Consider the following 24,614-nt stretch of genomic DNA (forward strand, 5'->3'; position numbering starts at 1 on the left):
CGGCGGCTTCCCCCCTCACAAGGCATGAATCCATGAACTCCCATCAGAACAAGATCGCGCTGGTTACCGGCGCTACCCGCGGCATCGGCGCCGAGACCGTGCGCCAGCTGGCCCAGGCCGGTGTGCACACGCTGCTGGCCGGCCGCAAGCGCGAGACCGCCGTCGAGCAGGCACTGAAGCTGCAGGCCGAGGGCCTGCCGGTGGAAGCCATCCAGCTGGACGTGACCGACGCGGCCAGCATCGCCGAAGCGGTCGAGCAGGTACGCCAGCGCCACGGGCGCCTGGATATCCTGGTCAACAACGCCGGCATCATGATCGAGAACCCGGCACAGGCGCCGTCCGAACAGTCGCTGGATACCTGGAAGCGCACCTTCGACACCAACGTGTACGCACTGGTCGCGGTGACCCAGGCCTTCCTGCCGCTGGTCAGGCAGGCCAAGTCCGGGCGCATCGTCAACGTATCGAGCATGCTCGGCTCGCAGACCCTGCACGCTGATCCGACCTCGGGCATCTACGATTTCAAGATCCCCGCGTACAACGCCTCCAAGGCAGCGGTAAACAGCTGGACGCTGGCGCTGGCCCATGAACTGCGCAGCACCCAGATCAAGGTCAATACCGTGCATCCGGGTTACGTGAAAACCGATATGAACGGCGGCCACGGCGAGATCGAGATCAGCGAAGGCGCGCGCTCCAGCGTGCAGATGGCACTGATCGGCCATGAAGGTCCGAACGGCAGCTTCACCTACCTGGGTGAGGTGCTGCCATGGTGATCCGCACGTTGGCGATGGCCGTCTCCAGCCTGGTGCTGGCAGGCTGTGTCAGCGTCGGACCGAACTACAAGGCGCCGGTGCAGGAACCGGTGGTGCTGCAGGGTGCGCAGCAGCCGGTATTCAGCACCACTTCGCCGGTCGCCAGCTGGTGGGCGCAGTTCGATGATCCGGTGCTGGAAGAGCTGGTGCATGGCGCACTGTCGGACAACCTGGACCTGCGTGTGGCCGTGGCCCGCGTCAGCCAGGCCCGTGCGGTGTTCGTCGAGAGCCGCTTCGACCAGGCGCCGCATGTCACCGCAGGCGGCAGCTACGATCGCCGCAAGCAACCCGATCCGCAGCTGGGTGGGCAGCGGGTGTTCAGTGAAAGCTACCAGCTCGGCTTCGATGCGGGCTGGGAGCTGGATCTGTTCGGCCGCAAGCGCCGTGCTGCAGAAGCCGCGCGTGCCGACCTCGATGCCGAGCAGGCCAACCTGGCCGACGCACAGGTGCTGGTCGCCGCCGAAGTGGCTCGCAACTACTTCGAACTGCGCGGCACGCAGAAGCGCATCGCCGTGGCCCAGCACACTCTCGTCAATCTGCGCGAAACGCAGAAGCTGACCGAGGCGCGCTGGGAACTGGGCGCCGGCAGCGAACTGGACGTGCAGAGCAGTCGTGCCCGGCTGAAGGCCATCGAGGCCGACATTCCGCTGCTGGAAGTGGCCGAAACGCAGTCGCGCAACCGCCTGGCGGTTCTGCTGGGCCAGCGTCCGGAAACGCTGACCGCCATGCTTGCGCCGCACGAAGTGCCGGCATTCGCCAAGGCGTTGCCGCTGGGTGATACCCGCGAGCTGCTGCGCCAGCGTGCCGACGTGCGCGTGGCCGAGCGTCGCCTGGCGGCGGCGACCGCACGTGTGGGCGTGGCCACTGCCGATCTGTTCCCGCGGCTGTCGCTGTCCGGTTTCGTCGGCTTCCTCGGCGGTGACGCCAGCGGGCTGGTCAACGGCAACAACAAAGCCTGGTCGCTGACCCCGTCGTTGAGCTGGGCGGCGTTCGACTTCGGCACCGTGCGTGCACGCCTGCGTGCAAGCAAGGCCGAGGCTGAAGGTGTCGCCGCGCAATACGAACAGGCCGTGCTGCTGGCACTGGAAGACACCGAGAACGCGCTGACCCGCTACTCCAAGCAGCAGGCGCGCCTGGCCATCGTGGTCGAGCAGGCGCAGGCGGCACGGCGTGCCGAGTCGCTGGCGCAGATCCGCTACCGCGAGGGTTCGGAGGACTTCCTGACCCTGCTGGATGCACAGCGCACCCAGCTGTCCGCTGATGATGCGTTGGCCGCGGCCGAAGCCGAGGTCAATGTCAGCGTAGTGGGTGTGTACAAGGCGCTGGGCGGTTGGGGCCAATCACCTCAACAGCCGAGTGTGGCGCAGGTGCAGTAAAGGGGAGGGGACGGACGCGAAGGCTTCCGTCCCTTTCTTCTTCAGGGCCGGCGATGGGCTGGCACGGTGCAGCCGTGCACCTGGTCACAGTCGTGACGTTTCTGACTCTGCCGAAAGCCGTGTCCGCCGTGTAACTAGTGGGGCAGGCTCTTGGGAGGACAGGTGATGGTCGACGGTAAACGGGATACCCGGCGGATGTTGTTCGGCGATCCGGGGCCGCCTGGCGCCGGGCTGTCGGTAGCGGTCGTGGTGTTGCTGGTACTGGCGACGACGGCCGCTGCGATCGGGTTCCTGCGCTTGCCCGATCAGATGCTGGGCCTTGGCCTGATCGGAGTTGCCGTGTTCCTGGCGATCGGCGCGCGCATCTGCCAGGCACGCAACCAGCATCAGGCGTTGTATCGGTTGTTGTCGCGGCAGCCGCCACCGTAGCTGCGGCTGCCGCGCGGGTTCAGCGCGCTGGCCAGTCCAGCTCGACCACCAGCGGGAAATGATCGGATGGCAGTACGCCGTCGATGCGCCGGTCATCGGTGAGGAAGCTGCGCGCATGGAAACCACGCACCAGCACCCAATCCAGCTGTGAGGTGGCCTTGCCGGTGAAGTCATGGAAGGTCAGGCGTGGGCCCCGCGGCGCCTTCACCTGGGGACGGGTGTCCTGCAGCACGCGGGAGAACGCTTTGTAGGTATCCCCGCCGGGCTCGCTGTTGAAGTCTCCGGTCAGCACCACCGGCAGGTCGGCCGGCAGCGATGCCAGGCGTTTGCCGATCAGTTCGGCACCCTTGACCCGGCGCGGCTCATCTTCGTCGCGGTAGGGCAGGTGGGTGTTCATGAAGTAGAAACGACGGTCATCATCAAGGCGCCGGAATACGGCCCAGGTGACCATGCGCGGATACAGGTTGCCCCAGCTGATGCTGCCGGGCACGTCGGGCGTATCGGACAGCCAGAAGTTGCCTGACTCCTCGATGGCCAGCACCTTGCTGTCGTAGAACACGCCCATGTGCTCGTCGCCGCTGCCACCACGGCGGCCTTCGCCGAACCAGCGGTAGCCGGGCAGGTGCTCGGACAGGTAGTCGGCCTGTTCCTTCACCAGCTCCTGGGTGCCGATCACCGCCGGGTGTGCATCGAGGATGACCTTGACCATCGCATCACGGCGGTCGGGCCAGCGTTTGCCGGGCTCGGTATCGGCCGGGGTGCGGACATTGAACGACATCACTTTCAGTGGCGCAGGTGTGGCAGCCCAGGCGACGGCAGGCAGAGCTAGCGCCAGCAGCGCACACAGCGCAGGGCGATGGAAACGCGACAGCATCGTGGAATCCCTCCATTCCATGAAAACGGTTTCACAGAGCATCGCATGGATTGCCGGTTCCCGGTTGTGCCCGCACTGGCGGTATCCGCTGGCTGTCCCCAGCGTATTCAGGTCAACGTTGACGGCGTATTGACCTGCCTGCGCGGGTTCGCGTGCTAGAACGGCGCTGCCGGGCCGTTGATTCCGGCACCCGCAACAGCAACCCACAATGGATCGACAAGGAGCTGTGCCATGACACGATTGATTCGCGCTCTTCAGGTATCGCTGAACTTGCGTTCGGACAATTCCACGCAGTGCATCCGTTCCAAGTACCGCTACTGGAACATCTTCTGAGCGGAAGGACTCCGCGTATTCGATGACACATCGCCAGGGATGGCCGGTGGCCATCCCTGGCCTCAGGAGCGGGGCATGGATGAGCGTGCAGCGGATGCGGAAGTCGTGTCCATCGACGACCTGCTTGAGCGGGTGCGGCGCGAAGGACCGGTACTGCGGTTCCAGAATGATGTGGTTGGCATCTTCGACCCGGCATTGGCGGTAAAGATCGACAAGGCCAATACCGACCAGCATACCGTGCCGGATTCGTTGATCGATTTTCTTGGCCTGCGCGGTACAAAGGATCCGGTTGCATGGCGCGAGGTGCGTGCGTTGTTGAGCGAACAGGCCGGGCGCCTGGCCAGTCCTGCGCACATGCGTTCACTGTATGCACGAATGCAGGGTTTCCTCACCGAGCGCGCAGGCCGCCCGCACGACCTGAGCGCGCTGAGCTGGTGGACGATCTCGCAGTCGTTGCTGCCATTGCTGATCGACGGCCTCAGCCGATCCGATGTCGATGCGCTCATCGGCGAGCAGAAGACCCGCTACAACGCGATCGTGCTGCAGAACTTCTCGTTCTGGCGGCGCGTCATTGATTTCCACCTTTCCCGCCGCGCGGCTCGCACGGTGTCACGCCATATCCGCCGCCGGTCACGCGAGACGCAGCCGCGCGAGGATTTCCTGCAATCCCTGCTGCCGTTGGTACAGCGGGTGGGTGTGGATCGCGTGGCTTACCTGGTGTCCATGGTACTGGCTGGCATGTCGGGGTTGCCGGGCATCACCGCCGCCAGCCTGCTGTATGCCATGCATCGCTTCCCGCAGTGGCATGCACGGATCCGCGAGGAAACCTCGGCGCTCAGCCTGGACGAACTGTATGCGCTGCCGATCAAGTCGCTGCCGTGCACATCGCGATTCGTGAAGGAAACGTTGCGACTGTGGCCTGGGCTGTTCGCCCTGCATCGCCCGGCGTCGCATGACATCGATATTGACGGGGTCTGCATCCGCAAGGGAGGTGCCTATGAGTTGTCGTCGTACTTCCAGCACCATTCGCCGGACTACTGGCAGTCGCCTGACAGCTTCGATCCGGACCGCTGGTTGCCCGAGCGCCGGCAGCCGAACAAGGGGGCCTACGTCCCGTTCGGTTTTTCTTCGCGTGCGTGCATCGGCAGCGCGGTCGGCCATGCACAGCTGCTGTTGTTCTGTGCGCTGGTGACGCGTGATTTCGAGCTGCAGGTACAGGATCAGCCGGCCCCGTGGATGCAGCTGGAAGGGTTCGCGATTCCCGTCGATTTCATCGGCACGCTGACGCCGCGTAGCGCTTGAAGCCCGCAGCTGCAGCCGTGCAGACCGGGCGGGCGATGGACGCCCACCCGGTGAATTGGACATACAGTCGCTCAGTCGGCCGGGAGGTACCACTGGCCATTCTGGTCAATCCAGTACACGCGGACGTAAGGTTCGCCGTTCTCGTCGAAGTACGTTACTTCACAGCGCTGATGGTAGTAGGGCCCCATCTTCACTGGAACGCAGTTCGCGTTCTCTGGGCCGCCTCCACCGGGACGGGCGTCCGCCACCGGGGCCAGGGTCGCAGTTGCCACTACCAGAGCGGCCATCGCGGCCAGTTGCAGTTTCATAAGCATCATCCTTGCTTTCTGCAATCGCGCACATGCGCATGGCGTGTGTAACACGTGAACCCCACCGCAGGAAGTGCCTTGCCAGGATCAGTCCTCGATCTCGCCGCGACGGCTGGCAGCGCGTACCGCCTGCGCGGTGGTCGCCACGCCCAGGCGCTGGCGCGCGCGCCGCAGGTGGTTTTCCACGGTGCGTGCAGACAACCCCAGCGTGGCGGCGATCTCTGCTTGGCGCCGGCCCGCGGCAACCCAACGCAGCACTTCGCGTTCGCGCGCGCTCAGTGCGCCGACTGGCAGTTCGGCGGGGGCTTCGGCCAATCGTCGCGCCGTGCGGAATGCTGCGGTCGCAACAGCCTCCAGCAGCAGGCGCGCGCGTGCGGATGCATCGACCGCGGCCCCGGCGAAGCTGATCGCCCCCTCCAGACCCGTGGTGCCGAACACCGGCACCTGCAGACCGTGCAGGCCATCGCCACGTGGCTGCTTCACCACCTGGTAGCGCTCGCCGCGCGCACCCTGGCGCTTGCTCCAGAAGAACGGCGCATCACTGTCCAGCACGTGGCGGTTGACCGGGCAGGCATGCAGGTAGCGGGCGAGGTCGGTATCGCTGCCATCGCCGAGCCAGTCGCCCTCTATCCAGTACACGCGCTGCGCGTCGCGCTCCAGCCCGGTGCCGGTGGCGAACACCAGCACACGGTCGTAGCCAAGCGGTGCGGCGACACTGCGCAGTATTGCGCCTACCTCGGTCAACGAGTCGGCGCGTTCAAGCCCCAGCAGCGCCTGCACCAGCTCGGCCATCGGGATCAGCGCCCGGCCAGAGTGTCGAGCAGGGTGCGTGCAGCCAGCTTGCCCAGCGCGTTGCCGGCCAGCGGGCTGTCGCCGGTCAGTAGCAGGCGGTCCTGCAGGACGCTGCCATCGATACCCTCGTTGACGATCTGCACGCCCTGCTGCGCCAGCCGTTCACCGAAGAACCACTGCAGCTGCCCCGGCATGTAGCCGATGTCGGGTGTCTGCCGGTCCATTGCATCGGGGAAGGCACAGATACGATAGCCACGGAACAGCGAGCCGCCATCGGCTTCGTCGACGCCCGCGGCCAGCAACGCAGCAGGTCCGTGGCAGAGGGTGATGATGTGGCGTTGCTGGGCCATCGCCCACTGCAGGGTGGCCTTCACCGCGCGGCTTTCCGGCAGGCCGATCAACGCGCCATGGCCACCGGGGATGAATACCGCTGCGTAGTCCGAATCGGGACCGAGGCCGGCCACCACGTCGTCCAGCTGCAGCGGCTGGCGGAAGCGTTCTTCATAGCGCTCATACAGTCCGCCGATCTCCTTGTCCTCGCGCGGGAATGCCCACCACTCGAACTTGGCGGCGTTGCCCGAAAGCGTGGCTACATCGATGTCGAAGCCGGCTTTGTCGAGGTGGTACATCGGCAGCAGGGTTTCCACCGGGTGGTTGCCGGTGGAGAAAAGATGGCCGTTGGCGGTCGGCAGATAGCGCTCGTCGGCGGTGATCATCAGCACCTTCCAGCGGCCATCGCGGCGCGCATCCGGGTAGTCGGCGCCGGACAGGTCACTCTTCGCCGAAGTGAACTGCGACAGCGAGTACGGGGAAGGGAAGAAGGCGTCGCGCTCGGCCGGATCAGGGCTGGGCTGGCGGCTGGGCTCTTGCGTGTTCATGCGGACCTCCTGCGGGAATGTGTGGCCAGCATAGAAGGGCCGCTGCGCACGCGCGATGAGGGAATTCCCTCAAGCGCCGCGGGCTCCCGTGGCGGCGCGCAGGCCTCAGGCGGCCCCCTGCGCCGACTTCACGCAGCGGTAGGCATCATCCAGCGCGGACAGGAACGCCTGCTGCTGCGCCGCATCCAACGTCACCGAGCGTTCGAAGGCCGTCAGGCGTTCGCTCCAGTCCGGCAGGGCGTCGTCGCTGTACAGCGCCTGGTGAGCGTCCCAGCAATCAGCGGCCTTCAGCAGCATCCACGGCGCATACAGCGGCAACCGGGTACCGTCCTTGAGGATCAGCGGGCGCGTGGTCTGCGAATGTGCCAGCACAGCATGCAGGGAAGGGTCATCCTGCACCTGGCTCTTCCAGATGTGATTGTGGAGGCGCTGCTTGGTGAAATGGAGGATGGCTTCATGGTCCTCACCCGGTCCCGCGGCCCGGAGGGCATCGGTGAGCTTCAGATGCCCGCGTTCGAACAGCCAGCGCACCAGCAGGGTCGAGGCCTGCTTGAACGTGTTGTGTTCGTTGTCCGGGTCGAAATCGTGATGGCCGATGAACTGGCGGTCCTCGACCAGATTGATCTGCAGCTCCTGCACGTGCTGGCGGCGCTGATCGAACCAGAGCTTCATCTGCACATCGTCAGCGAGCACTTTCTCAAAGTAGGCCGTGTCACCGAAGTCCTGCATCTGGCCGTCGAACCCGTCCAGGCAATCCTGAAGCGATGCCTCCGGTCCGACGTATCCACTCCAGAATCCTGCGGGCACGGCAGGAGCGTTCCGCGGCCGATGGGAATACAGGGTGACCGACTTCAGATGGCTCGCCCAGCTCCCGCGCTTGGCCTCCCGCGGTGGGTAGAAGCGATCATGGATGATGTCGAAGGCAAAGTGGTACTCCATGCCATGTGCCTTGTCCCTGGCCGACTTCTGGCCCTGGTTGGCGGTGATCGTGGCAGGTGGAGATGCCAGTCCGTGCTGCGCGAACCAGGCGGCCAGCGCCGGATCGGAACCGCGCAGGCCGATCAGGCCGATGATGTCCTTGATATGCATTCCGTTGCCTTGTCCTGTTGAAATGAGGGCGGCCCACACGCCGTGGTGGCGTCCCGGTAGCGCTAGTTCGCCGCGGCACCGTGCTCCTGCATGTCCTCGTGCAGGATCCGCCGCAATTCGACGATTGCCGGGGTTGCCTCCTGCACGCTGTGCCCGGACACGATCACCTTTTCCGAAACCGCATGTGGCAGGTGCGAGCTCCAGTACGGCACCAGCCCATCGTCAGTCTTCTCCAGCGGGCCGTCGGCCTTGGCGCGGGCGATGATCGAGTGGTAGTGCACCTTCGGCGCCATTGGCAGGTCGGCCACGGCGCGTACGAAGGGATCGTCCTTGTCCAGATTCTGGATGCTGTTCATCTGGTAGCCGTGCTTGCCGTCGTTGCGATCGATCTTGCCGTCGTTGGCGATGGTGGCCACGTCTTCCAGTACGGTCAGCGGCAAGCGCACCAGGCGGCCGATCCAGCGGCCCAGGCGGGTGCTCGCCACATCGGTGCCGCGGTGCGGCGTGGCGATGAACACCACGCGCGATACTTCCGGTTCCGGCAGGAAGGTCAGCACCGGCGCGCCCTTGGTGCGCAGCAGTTCCTGCTGTGCCGGCGTCATCTGTGCGGTGGCCAGCAGGGTATCGACCAGGTGGTCGCCTGAAGAGGAGATCATCAGTCGCGCAATCACGCCGCCCATGCTGTGCCCGACCAGCACCATGTCATGCGAGGCCTGCGCCTTGCCGCTGGGGTCGAAGTGCTGGAAGACCTCGGCCAGCGTATGACGCATCGCATCGTGGCTCATCGCGATCGGCATGTTGGTCGGGTAGTAGAACTGCCAGATCTGGAAATCCTGGCGGATCTCCTCGTCGCGCATCAGCTCGTTGGCGACGTTGACCCAGGCTTCCGGGCTGCTGGCCAAACCGTGGATCATCAGTAGCACGCGACGGTTCGGATCGTACGGCTGCATCATGTACAGGTGCGGCGTATCGATACCGCCCTTGCCACCGAACAGCGAGCGCAGCGACTGGTGGCTGAAGTTGGAGCGCGCCAGCCACAGTGCGTAGCCAGCGGTGAAGTTCGCCGCCAGCGGCACTTCCTGTCCGTGCAGGGTGACTTCGGTGACCTGGTAGGGATCGTGGATCTCCAGTTCCGGCTCGTCGTCGTGCAGCACTTCCCACAGGTTCTTTCCGGAGAAGCGCAGCAGCACTGTCATCGACGGCGAGGGCATCTCGCTCCAACTGCGTGGCGTCGCTGCCGTCGCCACGGTAGAAGTAGAGGTCGTAGTTGGCGTCGCGCTGGCATTGGCTGGATCATCCATCACCGCCACCAGCTCCGCGCCGAAGCCATCGCGGCGGTGCACGCTGCGCAGCGTGCCGGTGAACGACAGTGACGCGGCGGGCACCAGCTCGGTGGGGGTACGCGTGTCCAGTGGTGAAGCTTCGCCCGATGGAGCCAGCACAAAGGTCCAGCGGCCGAGCTGGAAATGGCTGGCTTGGCTGTGCACGCGGCCGGTGGCATAGGCGTTGTACAGCTGCACCGAGGCTTCCTGCACGGCCAGGTTGTAATAGTCACGCACCTGGGTCTGGCGATCTTCGAAGCCACGCTGGTTGGCGGTGCGCTCGGTGAAGAACAGATACCCGTAAGCCTGCCGCGCGACCTGCATCCAGGCATCCAGGCGCGGCTGGAAGTCGGCGTCCAGTTCGGTGATGGTGGTCTTGGCCCGGCCCGAGGCGGAGTACTCGCGTTTCGGTGCGGGCAGGGTCATGGCGTACTGCAGCCACAACTCGGCCAGGCTCGAGCGCTTGTCCTCCTCGCGCACCAGGATGGTGGCTTCCATCGCTTCGATGCAGGGTAGGCCAGGCTTGGCGCAGACGCCTTCGTCGAGGCCGGCCACGCGCAGGGTTTCCGTAGTTGCCGAGCTGAGCTTGCCGGTGGTGAGGATGTCACCGCGCTTGAGCGCGATGTACTGGCCGGGCGTGACCGAGGCCACCTGCACCGACGGTCCGAACTGGCGCAGCGTCGCGCAGCCACCGAGGGTGAGCAGCACGGTGATGATGAGGGTCGTGCGGCCGATGAAGCCCAAGCCCGTGGTTGCCATACGATCCTCCTGCGCGGTGGCGACACTCTAACGACAGGCCTGTCAAAGCGGAAGATACCGGGCGGTCGGTTTGTCTGGCCCAAGCTCCGCCACCTGGGCGATTCAGGCATTTCCGTGTGACACTGGGGTGAATGGGGTGATGCAGGGACTGCGATGCGGTGGTTTGAGACCCGTATTCCACCACCGCTGGTGATGCTGCTGTGTGCCGCTGCCGGTTACCTGGCCAGCCGCCTGTGGCCGGGCACGGTGTTGCCATTGCCGATGCCGGCGCTGCTGGCGGGCGGGGTGATGGCCGTCGGCCTGGCGCTGAACCTGCTGCCGAAGCTGGCCTTCCAGCGTGCGCGTACCACGGTGAACCCGCTGCGCCCCTCGGCGTCGAGTGCGCTGGTCACGCACGGGGTGTATCGCTACACGCGCAATCCGATGTATCTGGGCCAGGCGACCGTCCTGGCCGGTGCGATGCTGTACCTGCAGAACCTGACCGCGCTGCTGGCCGTGCCGCTGTTCGTGATCTACATCACCCGCTTGCAGATCGTGCCGGAAGAGCGGGCACTGTCGGCCCGCTTTCCCGAGGCCTATGCAGGCTTCCGCCAACGCGTGCGGCGCTGGCTGTAGACCTGCGCCGTTACGGAGTGATCTGGCACTTCACCGCCGCCGAATAACCTTCGTAGTCGTCGCCGGCGATCACGTGCAGGGTGTGGCGCTTGTCGATGGCTTTCACGTAGGAGGGGGCTTCGGTGTTGGCGTGCTCGTTGACCGTGGTTACCGACCAGGACTTGGCCAGGCGCTGCGAGTCGACACCGTTCAAGTACACGAAGATGCTCTTCTCGCCCTCGGCCACGTTTACATCGGCACTGGTTACCGTGCCGCCAAACAGCGCGACCGGCTTGTCCTCCGGCTCGAAGGTACCGCCCGGTTTCTTGGCCAGGCCGGCCGCCTGCAGCGCATCGATGGCGTCGGCCGCACTGAAGTTCGAGCCAGCCTTGCAGGCCAGCAGCGCTTCCAGCGTGGCGGTGCCTGGCGGCGCGATGGCCGCATGGGCTGCCGGACCTGCGACAAGGGCAGCCAGGGCAAGGGCGAATACGGTGGGTGCGGTTTTCATTGCAGATCCTTCTGTTCGTCTCGGAGCAGGGTAGGCTCCGATAGGGTCACAGAGTCTCGATCATGCGCCGCCATTCCGACGTGACGAACGTACCGGATCGGATCACCGGCAAGCAGCGCAGCGGCCTCGGAAGGCCGCTGCGCCATGCCATCAGTTGCTGGCGGCCTTCACCGCTTCTGCGGCGTCGACAATGCCCGGTCCGCAACCGCCGGGGCAGTTCGCCGCCGCGATCGGGTGCGCGGTTCGACGCAGAATGTCCTTGACCTGGTCGGTGGTCTTGGGCACCGGCGCCACCGCCTGCATCAGCGCGACGATGCCAGCGACGTGAGGCGCCGCCATCGAGGTGCCGGACATGAAGTCGAAGGCGTTGTTACCCACGGTGGACAGGATGCCCTGCGCCGGATGCTGGCGGGTGGGTGCGCAGTTGGCCTGGCTCGGCGGCGTGGCCAGCGGCAGGAACTCACCCACCGACGCACGGCACGACCAGGTCTCGCCACCCGGTGCGGTGATGTGGATGCCTGCACCATAGTTGGAGTAGAACGCGCGACGACCGCCCTGATCGTTGGCAGCAACCGCGATCACGCCCTTGCAGTTCGCCGGGGCGAACTCGGACACATCAAGATTGCTGTTGCCGGCGGCGACCACCACGATCGTGCCCTGGGCCGTGATGTCGTCGATTGCATCCTGCTCGGCCGGCGAGCAGGCGCGGCGGCCACCCAGGCTCAGATTGATGACCTCGGCCGGGTTGGCATTGGCCGGGACGTTGGGCACGTTGATACCGGCACTCCAGAGCATGCCGTCGATGATATCGGCGGAGCCACCATTGCCCTGGTTTCCCAGTACGCGCACCGGTACGACTTTTGCGTTGTAGGCCACGCCGGCCACGCCGATCTGGTTGTTGGTCACCGCAGCGACCGTTCCGGCGACGTGGGTGCCGTGTGCAATGCCCGAGGCATCGAATGCATCGGCGTCGCGTCCGTCACCATCGTCGGAGCCACCACAGCCGGGATTCATGCCCCCGATGATGCACTGCCAGTCACTGAACGGACGGGTTGACGAGATCATGTCGTAACCCGGCAGCAGGTTCGCCTGCAGGTCGTTGTTGTTGAGATAGCCCGAATCGACCACCGCAACCACCACACCCTGGCCGGTGGAGCGATCCCACGCGCCGGGCAGGCGAGCGCCACTGGTCGGGTTGCTGTAGTGCCACTGCTCGCCATAGCGCGGGTCGTTCGGCGTGGCGAATGCACTCATCATGTAGTTCGGTTGCACATACTCGACGTCCGGATCGTCGGCGATGCGCTGCATCAGGATCTCGGCCTCCGGACGGTCCAGTGGCTTGTCCGTGGTGACCACGTCGGCGCCGCCGCCCATGCGGCGTTGATGGGTCACGGACGCGGCCGCTGGCGACGCACTGCCGATCGAACGCTTGCTGCGCTGCTGGACGCCGAGGCGCTTCTTCAGCGCGTCCTGGGCGGTGTCGGCGGAGACGCGCTTGCTGCTGCCGTCCCGGTACTTGACGATGAAACTGCTGTACTGCTCGTTGCTGGCCATGCCTCGCGTCCATACCCGTTCGGTGGGTTGGGCGAAGGCGGGGGCGCTGGCCAGGACCAGGGTGATGGCACTGGCAAGGGAAACCCGAAGCGACGTACGCATGGATACAGTTCCTTTGTGGAAGATGTGTCGAACAGGCCGTGCCCCTCGGGCTCGGCTTGGATGTGAAGGGTGCGGTATCCGGTGGTCTCCTCTTGATGGCGACCTAGGACGAACGGCTTCGCGGACACATCCCCCCCAAGGAGAGGGTGGGAAATTTCTGAAGTGGTTTAGTGATGTCGAAAGCGAGAGAAGATGTGCGGTGCCGACATGGCTTGTCGGCATCGGGTCGCGACTGCGCCTGGGTGGTGAATTTCGCAGCGATGTGAGGCGGGAAGTATAAAAAGCCCGGAAACACACGGTGGTGGAGTTTCCGGGCTTCTTCGGTACGTGAAGAACCGTTTACTGCTGCCGGTCCAATCGAGCCATCGCGTACTAGCCCTTCAGCCTTCCGGACACAGAATAGAGCGGTTCCAGCAGCCATTCATAAAGCTTGCGGCGCTCCCCCATGATATCTGCCTCGAGTTGCATGCCAGGGCGAAGTGGCTCCATCTTCCCGTATGCCAGCACTCCCTGCTGATCCAACGAGACCAGGACTCGATATAGAGACTGCGTCGTGCCGCCTTCCTTCTGATTCCCCGTCAAGGCGCTGCGAGAGATGCGGATGACCGTTCCTTCGTGGGCTCCAAATTTCTGATGGGGATATGCCTGGTAACGCAGCAGAACCCTGTCGCCTGATTTAACGAATCCTATGGCCGAGCTGGGCACCAGCAGCTGTGCTCGAAGCTCGGACCCCTTGGGAAGCAGGCTGAGAATGGGTTGGCCGGGCTGCACCGCCTGGCCAGCCTCAACGAGTCGATTTGCCACCAGTCCAGTTACCGGGGCTCGAAGGAGCAGCTCTCCGTCGGCCTCCATCCGGATGAATTCCTGATTCAACGCGGCAAGGTCACGCTCAGACACCGCCTTGGCAGATAGCCTTTGGTGGGGAATTTCTGCAAGCCGCTGCTCAAGTTCGGCCAGGTTCCGCCGAATCGAGGTCGCTTGGCGTTGAAGGGCTTGTTGCGCATTGACCGCCTCAAGCACCGATTGCTCTTGTTGGTTGATCTGAATCAGGCTTACGTAGCGCTCATCCTCGACGCTCCGATAGCGGGCGAGGGTCTCGCGCCCGATTCTCACCTGCTCGCCGCGGGTATGTATCTCCGCGTCGATCTGCGAAAGCTCCTGCAACATCGCAGCGCGTTGGGTCTTGGCGCCATCCTGTTGAGTTGCCAGCTGTCTATCCTGAAATTCGCTCATCGCACCCACACTGGCTATGCGGGTGCGTTGTGCGTCGAGCAATGTTGACACGGCATCCTGGCCCGAGGACGTTACCCGAGGCACGTTGATCGTCAGCAGCCCGTCCTGGCGTTGCACATGATCACCCTCTTCGACGTCCAGTCTTGCGACCACTCCAGCGGACGGGGCGACGACCGTGGAAAGCCCGAGGTCGGGCACAAGCTCACCGGAAACTCGCGATCTGCGCGAATACTCGCCGATCCAGAAGAAGCTGACGACGCCCATGGCCGCTATCGCTGCGAACACCGCCAGAAGCCAGAACCGGAGTGGCTGTACGAGGGATATCCCGCCCAGCCAGCTTCGCCGCTGGGCATCAATCGCCTCCTTGCGGAAGAGGCCGCTCATGCAGTGAGCTCCGCTGCATCACCTCGCTCCGGCGCCAGGGAGCTGGATGTGTTCTGGCTCAGCACGTGCGCTACTCCTCCCGCATGCATGATCAGCACGCGGTCGGCGCTGGCGATGGTTTCCGGCCGATGGGCGATGATCACCCGAGTAAGTTCAAGCTGTTTTACGGCCTCATTCACCAGTCTTTCGCGCTCCACATCAAGATGGCTGGTTGCCTCGTCGAGGAAGAGCAATTGAGGTTTGCGATACAGGGCGCGAGCGAGGATCACTCGTTGTTTCTGGCCTCCAGAGAGGGTCGTTCCCATATCGCCGATCAGGCTGTTGTAGCCCATGGGCATGGCCGCGATGTCGTCATGCACGGCGGCCAACTTTGCGGCTTCACGCACTCGTTCCTCGTCGTGATGATTGTCCTCAAATGCAATGTTGTCACTGACACTCCCTGCGAAAAGCTGGTCATCCTGCATCACCGCTCCGATCATGCGGCGGTAGTCGCCTATGCTGATCCTTGATAGGGGCACGCCGCCAATGCGGATCTGACCCTCGGTCGGCTGTAGGAGCCCAAGGAGTATCTTGACAAGCGTAGTCTTCCCGCAGCCCGAAGGGCCAATGATTGCGACCGACTCACCGGCATCCACCACAAAGCTGCAGTTCTTCAGCACCCATGGCTCCCCAGGGGCGTAGCGGAAGCCAAGTCCCTCGACCTCAATGCGGAGTCCGTCTGGCAACAGGGCGTTTCCGTTGGAAGTGTCGCGCTCTGGCTCGGTGAGAACAATGTCGGAGAGTCGCTCGCCGTGAAGGCGAAGCATGCGGAACTCTACCCACTTGTCGATCAGCGCTCCGACGCGCTGCGAGAATTGGTCCTTGTAGGCAAGGTAAGCAATCAGCATGCCGACGGAGAACACATTGTCCATGGCCAGTAGTGCCCCCAGCCAGATCACCGCAATGCGCTCCAGGCCAAACAGCAACTGATTCGCACCACCGAAGCTCAGCCCGAACTTCGAGAGCCAAATGTCTTGATTTACGGTCTCGTTCATGAGGTTGAAGTAGCCCGCCTGACGAACTGATTCGCGGCCAGCGACTTTCACCGACTGCACTCCCCGAATCGACTCAAGAAGATGGCTCTCCTGTCGTGCCCCGGCAATCAGCTGCTTCTCCGTGCCTCGCCTGAGGGGCGCGAATGCGCAGGCGCGTGCAATTGCATACAGGGCAACTGCAAGCAGCGTGACCAGCGCCAGCTTCCAGCTGTACAGCAGCATCATTCCCAGGGTCACAACCGCCATGAGGCCGTCAATGAGTGCTTCTACGAAGCTGATTGTCAGTGTTCTCTGAATGGCCTGGATGCTTCCCATCCGTGACGTGACATCACCTAGATGGCGCTTCTCGAAATAGTCCAAGGGTAAATGCAGGAGGTGGCGGAAGACGTTGCCGGTCCATTGCAGGTTGAGCCGGTTTGACAGGTAGATGACTGCCCAGCCTCGAATCTGCCCAATACATACCTGCAGCAGAAGCGCCAGAGCGAACCCAGTGCCCAGCACAGTCAGCAAGTCTCTGTCATAGGCGACGAGGGCTTGATCCACGGTCCACTGCATGAAGAACGGTGCTATCAGGACGAATACCTGAAGTGCCACAGACAAGAGCAGCAGTAGCCCAAGAGCCCGCCAAAGCCCCTCGACCCTGCCTGTCAGCTGTGCAAGCGAGACTGCTGGCGGGCGAGGGGTTACCTGGAACTCGGCAGTTGGATGCAACTCCAGAGCAATCCCGGTGAAGTGGCGTGAGATCTCCTCCAGGGAAAGCCTACGCTCGCCATAAGCGGGATCCAGGACAGTGACGCCGTTGCGATGAACTTTGCTGATTACAACAAAGTGGTTGAGGTCCCAGTGCGCGACGCACGGCAACTGAAGTTGGCTCAGGTGCTCCAGGTCCAAGCGCAGGGGCCGGCAACGAAAGCCTAAGCTTCCCCCGATTTCCATGATCTGGGCGAGGGTGGCACCCTTGAGGGAAAGTGCATGACGACGGCGAAGTTCACGGAGTCCGAGGTTGTTGCCATGATGCGACGCAATCATGGCCAGACAAGCGAGTCCGCATTCCGCTGCCTCAGATTGAATCACGACGTCAATGATCTAACGCTCCCAAAAAGGCCGCAAGACTGAAATAAAAAGAATGGGAAACTCAGGCGCGTAGCCGATGTCCATCATGTGCGCATGTGCGTCTTCAGGATGGGCGGGTTGTAAGTCCATGCTGGAACATGTGGGGGCCTAGGGATGCTTGGTATGGATCCTAGAGAAGAGGGGGGAGAAGTGCCCAATGCATGATGGAAAGATTGATAACTCCATGGATTATGGATCGCTGGACGGTGTTCAGGCCAAAAGCTATCGCACCAATGCAGAGAATCACCGAGTAGATGAAAGATGACACAAATGCATCGACGTGGACGGCAGCGAACAGCGCGCTGACGACAATGGCACCCGCGACTTTTCCGAGGTAGTGAGAGGCTCCATCCAGAAAGAGATGTCTCACGACCTTCTCCTCAAAAAGTGGAGCTACGATGCAGCTGGTTACGATGCCGAGCACATAGAACTTCAATGGAATTTCATTCAAGGATATGGAATTGCTGGCATGTCCTGAGGGCAGTCCTGCAAAAGCTATCCAAAGTGCTCCGCAAATAAGGCCGGCGCCAACCAATACAGGTGGAAGCCAGAAAGTCCATCTCCTTCCGGGTTCATTTGGAAATAGCCAGGCGCAAGCGAGAAATGCGAGGAACTCAGTCGCCGCCTTTGATCCGAATACGTTGAATGAATCCAGAATCCCCTGTGCTGCCCCAACGGCAACCGTCGCAATCGCTGCGGCGAATATCTTGTTCTCCGCAATAGGGCGGGGTCTTCGATGGGCAAATTTTTGAAGCATGTTTCCTTGCTCCAAGGGTCTAGGCCCGAAATGGCGCCTAGACCCCTACTTATGCTGCCTGAATCAGCGAGCCATGATGTAGTGATAGATCAGGCCGGCAGCGCCAATTCCACTGAATGGTGCGATCCTTCCGTACATATACGCAGCATTACCAAAATCATTGAGCGTTCCGGTGACGTGGGTGCCGTTGCTTGGGCCAATCTGGATGCGAACACCGCCCGAAATTTCTGCAACTTCAAGTTCATTTAGATCACGCATACAGCCTCCAATTCCAAGTTGTTGAGACAGTCATCCTCGTGAGCCCGCGCAGCGCGTCGAGCATGAGCCAAGCCGCACCGACAGTCATTCATGTGGCTACGATGCCGATGTGCTGGCAAGGCTCTTGTGTAAGAACGGATTGAGGCAAGGCATCCCCCATTCCACCTTCAGCAATGTTCACGTTGAGTTCACATCCCGCTTGGCTGCAGGACCGGGGCGTGGCAGAGCAAGCTGCGAACAGGTTGGTCAATACACAGCCAGCAGAATTGGCGCATGGCATTCCGTTCGATGCCGGATCTGTTCGAAGGCGTCAAGTGATTCCACAAGGCGAGGGGCCATGAGTCGCTAATCATGGTCGACGGCCAGGTGATCGCGCTGATCGTATGGCGACGGCGTACCGCACGACCTGGCCACAGCTCTATGGATTGTCCAGATCTACAGCGGGCAACAAAAAAGCCGGAACCCCTTATTTGACGAGGGATTCCGGCTTTTCGTGGACCCTTGCGGACCCGGTATTGGTGGAGGTGGGCGGAATTGAACCGCCGTCCGAAGGCACTCCATCCCCAGCACTACATGCTTAGCTCACCGTTGAATCTCATCCCCGAGCAGCACGGTGTGCAAAGCGCACCCGGGAACCAGCCTGTTGTGTTCTAGTGCCGGACTGACAGGCAGCCGCCCAGCGCGATTCCATGATAATGACTCTACGCTGCGAGCATGGACACAAGCAGTTTCGAGGCTCCGCCTAAGTCGGCAGAAGGTCACGCACCGCAGTTTTTAGGCTGCGAGAGCGACCGGAGCGTAGTTGTCGTCGTTGGCAACTAGAGTTTTGCAGCTGGATTTACGAGGAAAGCTACCCCCTCGGCATGCGCCAGGCGACTTCACAACCCCCGTCGAAACCAATGCACCCCCGGTTTCTTCAAGTATTGCAAGGCTTTCAGGCCCCTGGTTGACCAAATGTTGACCAAGAACCCGCCTAACGATGCGGATGTTACGGCAAACTTCCTGAACAGTCACGCGGTCAGCCCCCATTTGCCGGCGGTCCGTCCCCGAGTTCGGGATGCTCGTTCAGGTACGAGACCACGTCATCGCTGAAAAACTGGCCGCGGTAGTAACTGTGTGGGTCATTCAGGGCGACCAGCTCGTCTAGGTATCGACGGGTGGAATTGCGGTTGATGATGAACTGCCGTTCGATCATCAACACCTTGTCATGGGGTTCGGCCGATACGTCAATCACGCGCCCTGGAGGCGCTGCAGGCAGCGGTGTGTCACAGGGGGTCTTGTCGCTGTTGATCTCATTGAGGCGATCAAAATGCGCTGCGGTGGCGTCAGTGCTGAGGATGTACTCCCCGCCTTCCATCACACCCATGTATTCGAAAGTGCCCAAGGGGCCTGCGTGCTGAAGCATAGGGACGTGCCCCTCTTCGTGAAGCCGGCCGCGAACCAAGCCACCACTGCGAGCGTCAACAATCCATCCGGCCAAGAAGGCGGCGGTGAACTCTTCAGGAGAGCGAATGAAGAACTTGTCACTGTCTGCGGTCTCCTGTGAAGCAGGATCAGCCCCTGCACCTATTGGCTCGTCGTCCATTGCAGCGCCTCCAGTCGTTCAGATAACTCATGATAGTCCACTAAACCACAGACTTCGGCATCCAGACTGACGCCGCTTTGGCACCGGCGTCAGGGACCATCGACGGAATCCACCGGCCGTACTTCTTGGCGGTAATCGTCCAGTCCCTGTGCCCCATTTGCCGGGCCACCCACATCACGTTCTCGCCGACACTGAGCGCCTGTGAGGCAAAGGTGTGTCGCATCTGATACGGGTACCGGTACCGGACGCCGGCCTTGCGCAGCGCGCGCTGCCATTCGCCGGCGCGGATGCTCTGATCCGACCCCCACCGCGCGTTCGTCCTGGGGTCGTGGAAGACGAACTCGCCGGCGGTGGCGGTATGGGCACGCTGGGCCTTCAGGGCATCGATCGCCGGCTGCAGCAGCTGCACTTCTCGCACGCCTGACTCGGTCTTGGGGGCCTTCATCTTGCCCATGACCCAGGCGCGCCGGATCTTGACCGTCCCCTTGCGCCAGTCGATGTCCGACCAGCACAGGCCGATCATTTCCGAGGTGCGCAGGCCCGTGGCGAAGTTGAACTGGCAGTAGTTGCGGACCTGGTCCTCGCGGCAGGCGGCCAGGATTGCCTGGACTTCCTCCGGCGTGAAGGGGTCGACCTCTTCGCGCGCATTGGCCTTGGCACGCCGCTTCACCCTGAAGCCGTCGAGGGGATTGCTCTGGATCAAGTCGTCGGCCACAGCCTCATCCAAGGCGCCGCGGAGCGGGCCCAGGACGTTGTTGATGCGCTTGGCCGACGTCGACTCGTCGAACGTGGCCACCAGCTCCTTCAGCGCGATACGGTCGAAGTCACGGAGCGCGATCGCTCCGCACCGCGGCACCAGGATGTTCTCGACGATGCGCCGGTAACCGATCAGGCTGCTGTGCTCGAGCTCGGGCTCTTTCTGCGCCAGCCACCGGGTCAGCACCTGCTCCAGGGTATCCAGGGCCGCTGGCTTCTCTGCGACCTGCACTGCGCGCTTGCTACCAGGGAAGTGAGTGGCGTAGTCGAAGGTGCCTTTCTCGATCTCGACCTTGATCTGCCCCAGCAGATTCTCGCAGTAGCGCAGGTTCCGCGCGGTGGGGGCGAGCTTGATTCGCTCACGGCACCGCTTGCCCCGGTAGTAGAAGTCTATTGCGATGCTGCTCTGTGTAGCTGGCCTGACGCCGCCTTGCCGTGCATTACCCACTCTTCGTACCCCTCCAGGTCGATCAGGTTTCTTCCATCTGGCGCCTTGATGAACACGGCGCCCTCCAGCCAGTCGCCACGCTTGATCTTCGAGTTGACCGCGTCGACCGTGTAGCCGGTCAGCGTCTCGAACTGCTTGAGCGTGACGAATCGGACCGGGCGCAGGTTCGCGGGGGATCCGGTCCTCGACAATCCTCGTGACGAGGGTCCGTAGCTACTCATGGGGCACCGCCTGCAGGCTCCAGAGGACCGATGGGCGCTCGTCGGGACCGTGGAAGGGCGCCCGTTGCACACGGCCGGTCTTGGCCAGCTGGTGCAGGTAGCTGCTGACCCGGTTCGAAGGAAGCTGCAGCTCGGCGGCCAGCTCGCCGGCCAGCCCCGGCCCCTCCTGCAGCAGCTGCAGGATCCGGGTGGCAGTGCCGTCGGCAGTGCCTGTATCAGCCATGGTCTGCCTCAGCTGCTTCTGGGTGGCCGGGGCATCCGGCACCGCTGTAGTCGAAGCCCTCGCAGGGAGCGAGCGGGATGACCCTGCGGCCGTTGGCCAGGTGGTCGGTCAGCACCCGGCGGGCGTCGGCTGCAGTCACCGGCTCTCCGTGCGGGCTGCGCTGGAAAAGCCCGTCCAGATCCTGGTCCGTGAAGTTCGTCAGTGCGCCGGCGACGTCCAGGTGCACGTGATAGTGCACATGCAGGCGGTCAGAGGTATTCATGCGTCGGGCTCCTGGTGTTCGGTGCTGCGCTCGGCAGCATTCAAGGCGGCGCGCCGCTGGGCGAAGCCGCGGCAGGCGCTGATGGCGTTGCCGTGCTCGTCGACGGCTTCGTGGCAGAGGAAGGGGCGCTCGCCCGGGGTGGAGCAGTAGTCGGCGTCCTCCGTGGTCGGAAGGCACTGGTTGGCCACAGTGCCGGCGCGGAACGCACAGCCACCGCAGAGCGGGCCTGGGTCGATGCCGGCGGCCAGCACGATGGCGTTGAGGGCGCCCTGGATGCAGGGCATGTTCACGCGCTCGGCCTCGTGCGGCCACACGTGGCCCTGCAGCACCAGCAGGTCCTCGGCCTGCTCGCGGGCGTTGCGAGCGACCTGGTTGGCCAGGCCAATGAACTCGCCGAACAGATCGACCATCGCGGCGTTGCCGATCTTCTCGGCCAAGCGCCGCAGCGCCGGCCGGCGGAGATCCATGGGTACCGCCGCGATCGCGCGCAGTTCCCTGGCCAGGTCTGGGTGGATGTTGTGGTCGGCAGCGTCAGCGCGCGCCGAGGTGTCAGCCATTGGGCGTATCTCCTGGGCCGAAGAAGACTGCCAGAGCCTGGTAAATCGACTGGCCTTGCTCGTGGGTCATGTCAATGCACAGACCGCAGCCGAGCAGCTGCAGATCGAAAGCGACCGTGTTCTTGATGGTCAGCTGGCCTTCCTCGCCGGTGATGTCGATCGCGACCTCAGCCATGGTCTGCCTCCTGCGGCAGCAGCTTCTGCTGCTGCACGTGCTCGATCACCGTCTGGCCGCTGGACAGCAGGATGTGCGACAGGAACGCAGCCTCGAACGTCAGCATGCCGATCTCGATTGCCGTTACCTGGCCTTTCACCCAGTCGCGCAGGATCGAGTAGACGGCTACGCCGCCGATCTTGAGCGCCTTGGCGTCGTGTTCGGCTCGAGTGGCCCGGATCCGGGGGCCGTAGGGGTGCTCGCGCAGCCACGCGGCCGCATAGCCGCGAGCGCTGGCTTTCAGCTGCACCTGCCGCCCGCGGTGCTCGAATTGGATGAACAGTTCGCCGGTCTCGTAGTCCTCACCGGTGGCGAAGCGCTGGCACCCGAACGATCGCAGCATCTTCTGGATGTCGTTGATCGCGTTATTGCCGCTGGTCGCATTCTCGTAGGGGAGGCTCATTTGTCCACCGCCTGGCCGTCGATCTCGGCACCCGTGACCTGTCCAACCGGCTGGCGAGCGTCTGGGAAGCGCTGGAGCGCCCAAGCCTCAGCGCGACAAAACGCTTCGAAGTCGTGGGCGACTTCGCATTGTCCGCGCTCCATCCAATAGTCAGCCCATGAGAGCCCATTCACCGGCCGGCGGGCGGCGACGTGCCGCATGTTCGGGCATTCGGCGGTGTGCAGCTCACCCTCCGGCTGGGCGCAGCATCCGTAGATGCGAGCCGGCTGGCGGGCGGCGAGGGCTGCACGCACGCAAAGCAGAAGGCCGATGCCCACCGGGATGTCATCCTCATAGCCGAGCGCCTTGGCGGTTTCAAGGCGTTCGTTTAGGTCAGCCAGCAGGTCCGTTGGGACAGGGTGCGCTGGGCAAGGGTGGTGCAGCGAGCCACCGCCGCTCGGGCAAGTGCAGCCCCTATTGACGTCGTTCATGCTTCGATCCTCATGAAGGTGATGACCCACACCCAGGGGTTGCTGTTCCAGTCGCCGCCGGTGCTGTCCCACAGCGCGCTGAAGGCGATGCGCTCGTCCCCTGTGTCCAGGTCGCGAATGGGGGTGTCCTGCTCGCCGGCCCACTCCATGGAGCCCTCGGCAAGGGCATCGGCTGGGCTGATGGCCTGCAGCCGCTCCACGCGCACGTCAGTGATTTCAAGGAACAGGCGGCACATGGAACGCGGCATGTGAATGGACGGCCGCAGTGTGATCTCGTGCGGCTCGACATCGATCACGTCGTCCGGCCCAGGTGCCAATCCGCCCTGCAGCGTGGCGTAGCCTTCTTCGGATTCCAGATGGACGGGGCCGAGGTAGCCGTGCCTTTCCACGTCCACGGTCGTTTCGCGTACCCACAACCGGTCACCGCGCTGGCCTAAGGGGCACCGGAAGCCGGTGGTCATTTCCTGACTGCCGGTGATGCGGAACTCGCCGCCATTGGAGAAGGCGCGGGCCTGGCTGAAATCTGGATTGCAGCCAGGGCGCCAAGGGATGTCCTTGATTGCGCGCCGTGTCTGCGTTTTCTGGCCGGCCAGGATGGCGCGCACCATGGCACCGTTGAACAGGATGGGACGCTCACGCATGGGCCCGCTCCGCCAGTGGCGTCGGCGCGGCAATGTCACCGGGCAGGCCTGTCGGTTCGGCCGCGCCGGCGGCATCGTCGTATGCACGGACCGCGTGGGCGATCGCATACAGGCGCCAGAGGAAGTGGAACGTATACTGCTGCAGGGACGATGCGTATTCCCAGGCGTCGGTGATCCGGAAGTCGCTGTAGTCCGGGTCGTTCGGCCTGAAGTCCGACATGGCACTGATCGCGTTGCTCAGGGCATCGTGATCTTCCGAGTCGTTCAGCACTTCGAGCTCGAGCTCCTGCCACAGCCGGGCCACCCATTCCGGGGGCGTGTCCGGATCCGCCAGGTCGTCGGGATCCACGCGTTCCTCGACGTATTCCTTGAACAGGCGGGTCACCAGCGCGCGGAAGAGGTCAGCGCTGAATTCCTTCTTCTCGCCGTCGTTGGCCACGCACTTCTCGGCCCAGTAGCCATCGTTGACGAACAGGCCGCCGGCCTCTTCATGGTGGGCGGGCTTGGTGCGGAAGAACTCGAACATGTCGTGCAGGCGGTTGAAGACGGCGGTGCCCATGTCGCCGGAGATCGCCAGGTGCCCGGGCCAGGTCACGATGTCAAAGCCGTAGCAATAGCTTCCAGGGCGACGGAACTGCAGGTGGCGGTGCACGCCGTCGTCGACCACGATCCGCAGCTCATGGGTGGCCGTATCGGCGAGGAAGCGAGGGAGGACGTCACTGCGGTTCATGGGTATCTCCGGACTGTGCGGACGAGGCCTGGGCGGCCTTCAGGGCGGTTTGCCAAGCGGGTATCGGGCTGTCGTCGGCGCCGAGCAGCTGCAGCAGGCCGGGCCGATGGCCAGCTGCGATGCGGCCGCCGGCGCGCAGAACCAGCAGCACCTGCGACTTTTTCGTGAGCGGATCCTGCCGAGGTAGATGGCGGACGTTGATGACCTTGCCGTCCACGATGTCCGCTACGGAGGTGACGTCAGGGCCGGTGGCCATGTCGCAGCCCTCGATTGCTACGGGGCGATCTGCGGTCATC

The 24,614-nt window shown here is 63.5% G+C and carries 29 protein-coding genes and 1 other RNA gene; 5 read left to right on the forward strand and 25 right to left on the reverse strand.

Translation table 11 applies throughout. The features are described 5' to 3' along the window. The first annotated feature begins 32 nt into the window (after window positions 1-32). The 3 genes from AC0Z6F_RS02955 (at window position 33) to AC0Z6F_RS02965 (ending at window position 2,614) form a co-directional block, all read left to right on the forward strand. Window positions 33-770 carry an SDR family oxidoreductase gene (locus AC0Z6F_RS02955; RefSeq protein WP_012510730.1) on the forward strand — a complete coding sequence of 246 codons (738 nt, stop codon included), beginning with the start codon at window positions 33-35 and terminating at the stop codon, window positions 768-770. Beyond that, the gene (locus AC0Z6F_RS02960) at window positions 764-2,185 is read left to right on the forward strand and encodes an efflux transporter outer membrane subunit (RefSeq protein WP_100468168.1); all 1,422 of its coding nucleotides are present in this window, start codon (window positions 764-766) and stop codon (window positions 2,183-2,185) included. Before AC0Z6F_RS02955 ends, AC0Z6F_RS02960 begins: the two co-directional genes overlap by 7 nt. Window positions 2,186-2,350: 165 nt before the next feature. After that, window positions 2,351-2,614 (forward strand): hypothetical protein, encoded by a 264-nt coding sequence (locus tag AC0Z6F_RS02965; RefSeq protein ID WP_012510731.1) that lies wholly within the window; start codon window positions 2,351-2,353, stop codon window positions 2,612-2,614. Between the two features lie 19 nt (window positions 2,615-2,633). On the opposite strand, the gene AC0Z6F_RS02970 is transcribed toward AC0Z6F_RS02965, so the two are convergent. Then, complete coding sequence (locus AC0Z6F_RS02970; protein WP_485616791.1) at window positions 2,634-3,488, reverse strand: endonuclease/exonuclease/phosphatase family protein; 855 nt, start codon at window positions 3,486-3,488, stop codon at window positions 2,634-2,636. Window positions 3,489-3,896: 408 nt separating this feature from the next. Between AC0Z6F_RS02970 and AC0Z6F_RS02975 the strand changes: the two genes are divergently transcribed. After that, window positions 3,897-5,123 (forward strand): cytochrome P450, encoded by a 1,227-nt coding sequence (locus AC0Z6F_RS02975; protein WP_485616790.1) that lies wholly within the window; start codon window positions 3,897-3,899, stop codon window positions 5,121-5,123. A gap of 71 nt (window positions 5,124-5,194) precedes the next feature. Here AC0Z6F_RS02975 and AC0Z6F_RS02980 read toward each other — a convergent pair whose 3' ends face one another. The 5 genes from AC0Z6F_RS02980 to AC0Z6F_RS03000 all read right to left on the reverse strand — a co-directional run bounded on the left by AC0Z6F_RS02980 (window position 5,195) and on the right by AC0Z6F_RS03000 (window position 10,271). Continuing rightward, window positions 5,195-5,431, reverse strand: a complete 237-nt coding sequence (locus AC0Z6F_RS02980) for a hypothetical protein (protein ID WP_485616789.1) — start codon at window positions 5,429-5,431, stop codon at window positions 5,195-5,197. An 87-nt stretch (window positions 5,432-5,518) separates the two neighbouring features. Then, window positions 5,519-6,223: a PA1136 family autoinducer-binding transcriptional regulator gene (locus AC0Z6F_RS02985; RefSeq protein WP_012510735.1), complete on the reverse strand. Its 705-nt coding sequence runs from the start codon at window positions 6,221-6,223 to the stop codon at window positions 5,519-5,521. Between the two features lie 5 nt (window positions 6,224-6,228). Continuing rightward, the gene (hchA, locus tag AC0Z6F_RS02990) at window positions 6,229-7,101 is read right to left on the reverse strand and encodes a glyoxalase III HchA (RefSeq protein WP_485616788.1); all 873 of its coding nucleotides are present in this window, start codon (window positions 7,099-7,101) and stop codon (window positions 6,229-6,231) included. Window positions 7,102-7,206: 105 nt separating this feature from the next. After that, a complete protein-coding gene (locus AC0Z6F_RS02995) occupies window positions 7,207-8,190 on the reverse strand; it encodes a hypothetical protein (protein WP_004153218.1) in 984 nt (327 codons plus the stop codon). Between the two features lie 62 nt (window positions 8,191-8,252). Continuing rightward, complete coding sequence (locus AC0Z6F_RS03000; RefSeq protein ID WP_485616786.1) at window positions 8,253-10,271, reverse strand: esterase/lipase family protein; 2,019 nt, start codon at window positions 10,269-10,271, stop codon at window positions 8,253-8,255. A 153-nt stretch (window positions 10,272-10,424) separates the two neighbouring features. On the opposite strand from AC0Z6F_RS03000, the gene AC0Z6F_RS03005 reads away from it, so the two are divergent. Beyond that, the gene (locus AC0Z6F_RS03005) at window positions 10,425-10,886 is read left to right on the forward strand and encodes a methyltransferase family protein (RefSeq protein WP_485616785.1); all 462 of its coding nucleotides are present in this window, start codon (window positions 10,425-10,427) and stop codon (window positions 10,884-10,886) included. A gap of 10 nt (window positions 10,887-10,896) precedes the next feature. Here AC0Z6F_RS03005 and AC0Z6F_RS03010 read toward each other — a convergent pair whose 3' ends face one another. The 19 genes from AC0Z6F_RS03010 to AC0Z6F_RS03100 form a co-directional block, all read right to left on the reverse strand. Continuing rightward, window positions 10,897-11,373: a hypothetical protein gene (locus AC0Z6F_RS03010; RefSeq protein WP_485616784.1), complete on the reverse strand. Its 477-nt coding sequence runs from the start codon at window positions 11,371-11,373 to the stop codon at window positions 10,897-10,899. Window positions 11,374-11,523: 150 nt separating this feature from the next. Beyond that, complete coding sequence (locus tag AC0Z6F_RS03015) at window positions 11,524-13,029, reverse strand: S8 family serine peptidase (RefSeq protein ID WP_485616783.1); 1,506 nt, start codon at window positions 13,027-13,029, stop codon at window positions 11,524-11,526. Window positions 13,030-13,401: 372 nt separating this feature from the next. Continuing rightward, window positions 13,402-14,646 carry an HlyD family secretion protein gene (locus AC0Z6F_RS03020; protein WP_485616782.1) on the reverse strand — a complete coding sequence of 415 codons (1,245 nt, stop codon included), beginning with the start codon at window positions 14,644-14,646 and terminating at the stop codon, window positions 13,402-13,404. After that, window positions 14,643-16,763, reverse strand: coding sequence for a peptidase domain-containing ABC transporter (locus AC0Z6F_RS03025; protein WP_485616813.1), 2,121 nt, complete (start codon window positions 16,761-16,763; stop codon window positions 14,643-14,645). The genes AC0Z6F_RS03020 and AC0Z6F_RS03025 overlap by 4 nt, the downstream gene beginning before the upstream one ends. 160 nt (window positions 16,764-16,923) lie before the next feature. Further along, window positions 16,924-17,550: a CPBP family intramembrane glutamic endopeptidase gene (locus AC0Z6F_RS03030; protein WP_012510744.1), complete on the reverse strand. Its 627-nt coding sequence runs from the start codon at window positions 17,548-17,550 to the stop codon at window positions 16,924-16,926. Window positions 17,551-17,613: 63 nt separating this feature from the next. Next, on the reverse strand, window positions 17,614-17,808 hold the full coding sequence (locus AC0Z6F_RS03035; protein ID WP_012510745.1) for a hypothetical protein: 195 nt from the start codon (window positions 17,806-17,808) through the stop codon (window positions 17,614-17,616). A 516-nt stretch (window positions 17,809-18,324) separates the two neighbouring features. Continuing rightward, window positions 18,325-18,717, reverse strand: a transfer-messenger RNA (tmRNA) gene (ssrA, locus tag AC0Z6F_RS03040). A gap of 109 nt (window positions 18,718-18,826) precedes the next feature. Then, window positions 18,827-19,393 (reverse strand): hypothetical protein, encoded by a 567-nt coding sequence (locus tag AC0Z6F_RS03045; RefSeq protein ID WP_313415494.1) that lies wholly within the window; start codon window positions 19,391-19,393, stop codon window positions 18,827-18,829. A 40-nt stretch (window positions 19,394-19,433) separates the two neighbouring features. Next, the gene (locus AC0Z6F_RS03050) at window positions 19,434-20,597 is read right to left on the reverse strand and encodes an Arm DNA-binding domain-containing protein (RefSeq protein WP_485616781.1); all 1,164 of its coding nucleotides are present in this window, start codon (window positions 20,595-20,597) and stop codon (window positions 19,434-19,436) included. Then, window positions 20,540-20,818, reverse strand: a complete 279-nt coding sequence (locus tag AC0Z6F_RS03055) for an excisionase (RefSeq protein ID WP_313415496.1) — start codon at window positions 20,816-20,818, stop codon at window positions 20,540-20,542. The genes AC0Z6F_RS03050 and AC0Z6F_RS03055 overlap by 58 nt, the downstream gene beginning before the upstream one ends. Further along, window positions 20,811-21,041: a winged helix-turn-helix domain-containing protein gene (locus AC0Z6F_RS03060; protein ID WP_191078084.1), complete on the reverse strand. Its 231-nt coding sequence runs from the start codon at window positions 21,039-21,041 to the stop codon at window positions 20,811-20,813. Before AC0Z6F_RS03060 ends, AC0Z6F_RS03055 begins: the two co-directional genes overlap by 8 nt. Next, window positions 21,034-21,303: a hypothetical protein gene (locus AC0Z6F_RS03065; protein WP_313415497.1), complete on the reverse strand. Its 270-nt coding sequence runs from the start codon at window positions 21,301-21,303 to the stop codon at window positions 21,034-21,036. The genes AC0Z6F_RS03060 and AC0Z6F_RS03065 overlap by 8 nt, the downstream gene beginning before the upstream one ends. After that, window positions 21,300-21,860 (reverse strand): hypothetical protein, encoded by a 561-nt coding sequence (locus AC0Z6F_RS03070; protein ID WP_485616778.1) that lies wholly within the window; start codon window positions 21,858-21,860, stop codon window positions 21,300-21,302. Before AC0Z6F_RS03070 ends, AC0Z6F_RS03065 begins: the two co-directional genes overlap by 4 nt. After that, entirely contained in the window at window positions 21,853-22,035 is a 183-nt protein-coding gene (locus AC0Z6F_RS03075) for an SAM domain-containing protein (protein ID WP_313415499.1), read from the reverse strand. Before AC0Z6F_RS03075 ends, AC0Z6F_RS03070 begins: the two co-directional genes overlap by 8 nt. Then, complete coding sequence (locus tag AC0Z6F_RS03080; protein ID WP_485616776.1) at window positions 22,028-22,477, reverse strand: hypothetical protein; 450 nt, start codon at window positions 22,475-22,477, stop codon at window positions 22,028-22,030. Before AC0Z6F_RS03080 ends, AC0Z6F_RS03075 begins: the two co-directional genes overlap by 8 nt. Then, the gene (locus AC0Z6F_RS03085; RefSeq protein ID WP_313415501.1) at window positions 22,474-22,947 is read right to left on the reverse strand and encodes a hypothetical protein; all 474 of its coding nucleotides are present in this window, start codon (window positions 22,945-22,947) and stop codon (window positions 22,474-22,476) included. Before AC0Z6F_RS03085 ends, AC0Z6F_RS03080 begins: the two co-directional genes overlap by 4 nt. Then, window positions 22,944-23,588 carry an ASCH domain-containing protein gene (locus AC0Z6F_RS03090; RefSeq protein WP_313415502.1) on the reverse strand — a complete coding sequence of 215 codons (645 nt, stop codon included), beginning with the start codon at window positions 23,586-23,588 and terminating at the stop codon, window positions 22,944-22,946. The genes AC0Z6F_RS03085 and AC0Z6F_RS03090 overlap by 4 nt, the downstream gene beginning before the upstream one ends. Beyond that, window positions 23,581-24,318, reverse strand: coding sequence for a hypothetical protein (locus tag AC0Z6F_RS03095; RefSeq protein ID WP_313415503.1), 738 nt, complete (start codon window positions 24,316-24,318; stop codon window positions 23,581-23,583). Before AC0Z6F_RS03095 ends, AC0Z6F_RS03090 begins: the two co-directional genes overlap by 8 nt. Next, window positions 24,305-24,613, reverse strand: coding sequence for a hypothetical protein (locus AC0Z6F_RS03100; RefSeq protein WP_197588275.1), 309 nt, complete (start codon window positions 24,611-24,613; stop codon window positions 24,305-24,307). Before AC0Z6F_RS03100 ends, AC0Z6F_RS03095 begins: the two co-directional genes overlap by 14 nt. Window position 24,614: the final 1 nt, after the last annotated feature.

It is taken from the genome of Stenotrophomonas sp. 1L-E-5-B-C3 (genome assembly GCF_057292075.1).

Bases quoted from the DNA above. Each gene is read 5' to 3' on its own strand.
- AC0Z6F_RS02955 (WP_012510730.1), top strand. From the start codon at position 33: ATGAACTCCCATCAGAACAAGATCGCGCTGGTTACCGGCGCTACCCGC.
- AC0Z6F_RS02960 (WP_100468168.1), top strand. From the start codon at position 764: ATGGTGATCCGCACGTTGGCGATGGCCGTCTCCAGCCTGGTGCTGGCA.
- AC0Z6F_RS02965 (WP_012510731.1), top strand. From the start codon at position 2,351: ATGGTCGACGGTAAACGGGATACCCGGCGGATGTTGTTCGGCGATCCG.
- AC0Z6F_RS02970 (WP_485616791.1), bottom strand. From the start codon at position 3,488: ATGCTGTCGCGTTTCCATCGCCCTGCGCTGTGTGCGCTGCTGGCGCTA.
- AC0Z6F_RS02975 (WP_485616790.1), top strand. From the start codon at position 3,897: ATGGATGAGCGTGCAGCGGATGCGGAAGTCGTGTCCATCGACGACCTG.
- AC0Z6F_RS02980 (WP_485616789.1), bottom strand. From the start codon at position 5,431: ATGAAACTGCAACTGGCCGCGATGGCCGCTCTGGTAGTGGCAACTGCG.
- AC0Z6F_RS02985 (WP_012510735.1), bottom strand. From the start codon at position 6,223: ATGGCCGAGCTGGTGCAGGCGCTGCTGGGGCTTGAACGCGCCGACTCG.
- hchA (WP_485616788.1), bottom strand. From the start codon at position 7,101: ATGAACACGCAAGAGCCCAGCCGCCAGCCCAGCCCTGATCCGGCCGAG.
- AC0Z6F_RS02995 (WP_004153218.1), bottom strand. From the start codon at position 8,190: ATGCATATCAAGGACATCATCGGCCTGATCGGCCTGCGCGGTTCCGAT.
- AC0Z6F_RS03000 (WP_485616786.1), bottom strand. From the start codon at position 10,271: ATGGCAACCACGGGCTTGGGCTTCATCGGCCGCACGACCCTCATCATC.
- AC0Z6F_RS03005 (WP_485616785.1), top strand. From the start codon at position 10,425: ATGCGGTGGTTTGAGACCCGTATTCCACCACCGCTGGTGATGCTGCTG.
- AC0Z6F_RS03010 (WP_485616784.1), bottom strand. From the start codon at position 11,373: ATGAAAACCGCACCCACCGTATTCGCCCTTGCCCTGGCTGCCCTTGTC.
- AC0Z6F_RS03015 (WP_485616783.1), bottom strand. From the start codon at position 13,029: ATGCGTACGTCGCTTCGGGTTTCCCTTGCCAGTGCCATCACCCTGGTC.
- AC0Z6F_RS03020 (WP_485616782.1), bottom strand. From the start codon at position 14,646: ATGAGCGGCCTCTTCCGCAAGGAGGCGATTGATGCCCAGCGGCGAAGC.
- AC0Z6F_RS03030 (WP_012510744.1), bottom strand. From the start codon at position 17,550: ATGCTTCAAAAATTTGCCCATCGAAGACCCCGCCCTATTGCGGAGAAC.
- AC0Z6F_RS03035 (WP_012510745.1), bottom strand. From the start codon at position 17,808: ATGCGTGATCTAAATGAACTTGAAGTTGCAGAAATTTCGGGCGGTGTT.
- AC0Z6F_RS03045 (WP_313415494.1), bottom strand. From the start codon at position 19,393: ATGGACGACGAGCCAATAGGTGCAGGGGCTGATCCTGCTTCACAGGAG.
- AC0Z6F_RS03055 (WP_313415496.1), bottom strand. From the start codon at position 20,818: ATGAGTAGCTACGGACCCTCGTCACGAGGATTGTCGAGGACCGGATCC.
- AC0Z6F_RS03060 (WP_191078084.1), bottom strand. From the start codon at position 21,041: ATGGCTGATACAGGCACTGCCGACGGCACTGCCACCCGGATCCTGCAG.
- AC0Z6F_RS03065 (WP_313415497.1), bottom strand. From the start codon at position 21,303: ATGAATACCTCTGACCGCCTGCATGTGCACTATCACGTGCACCTGGAC.
- AC0Z6F_RS03070 (WP_485616778.1), bottom strand. From the start codon at position 21,860: ATGGCTGACACCTCGGCGCGCGCTGACGCTGCCGACCACAACATCCAC.
- AC0Z6F_RS03075 (WP_313415499.1), bottom strand. From the start codon at position 22,035: ATGGCTGAGGTCGCGATCGACATCACCGGCGAGGAAGGCCAGCTGACC.
- AC0Z6F_RS03080 (WP_485616776.1), bottom strand. From the start codon at position 22,477: ATGAGCCTCCCCTACGAGAATGCGACCAGCGGCAATAACGCGATCAAC.
- AC0Z6F_RS03085 (WP_313415501.1), bottom strand. From the start codon at position 22,947: ATGAACGACGTCAATAGGGGCTGCACTTGCCCGAGCGGCGGTGGCTCG.
- AC0Z6F_RS03090 (WP_313415502.1), bottom strand. From the start codon at position 23,588: ATGCGTGAGCGTCCCATCCTGTTCAACGGTGCCATGGTGCGCGCCATC.
- AC0Z6F_RS03095 (WP_313415503.1), bottom strand. From the start codon at position 24,318: ATGAACCGCAGTGACGTCCTCCCTCGCTTCCTCGCCGATACGGCCACC.
- AC0Z6F_RS03100 (WP_197588275.1), bottom strand. From the start codon at position 24,613: ATGACCGCAGATCGCCCCGTAGCAATCGAGGGCTGCGACATGGCCACC.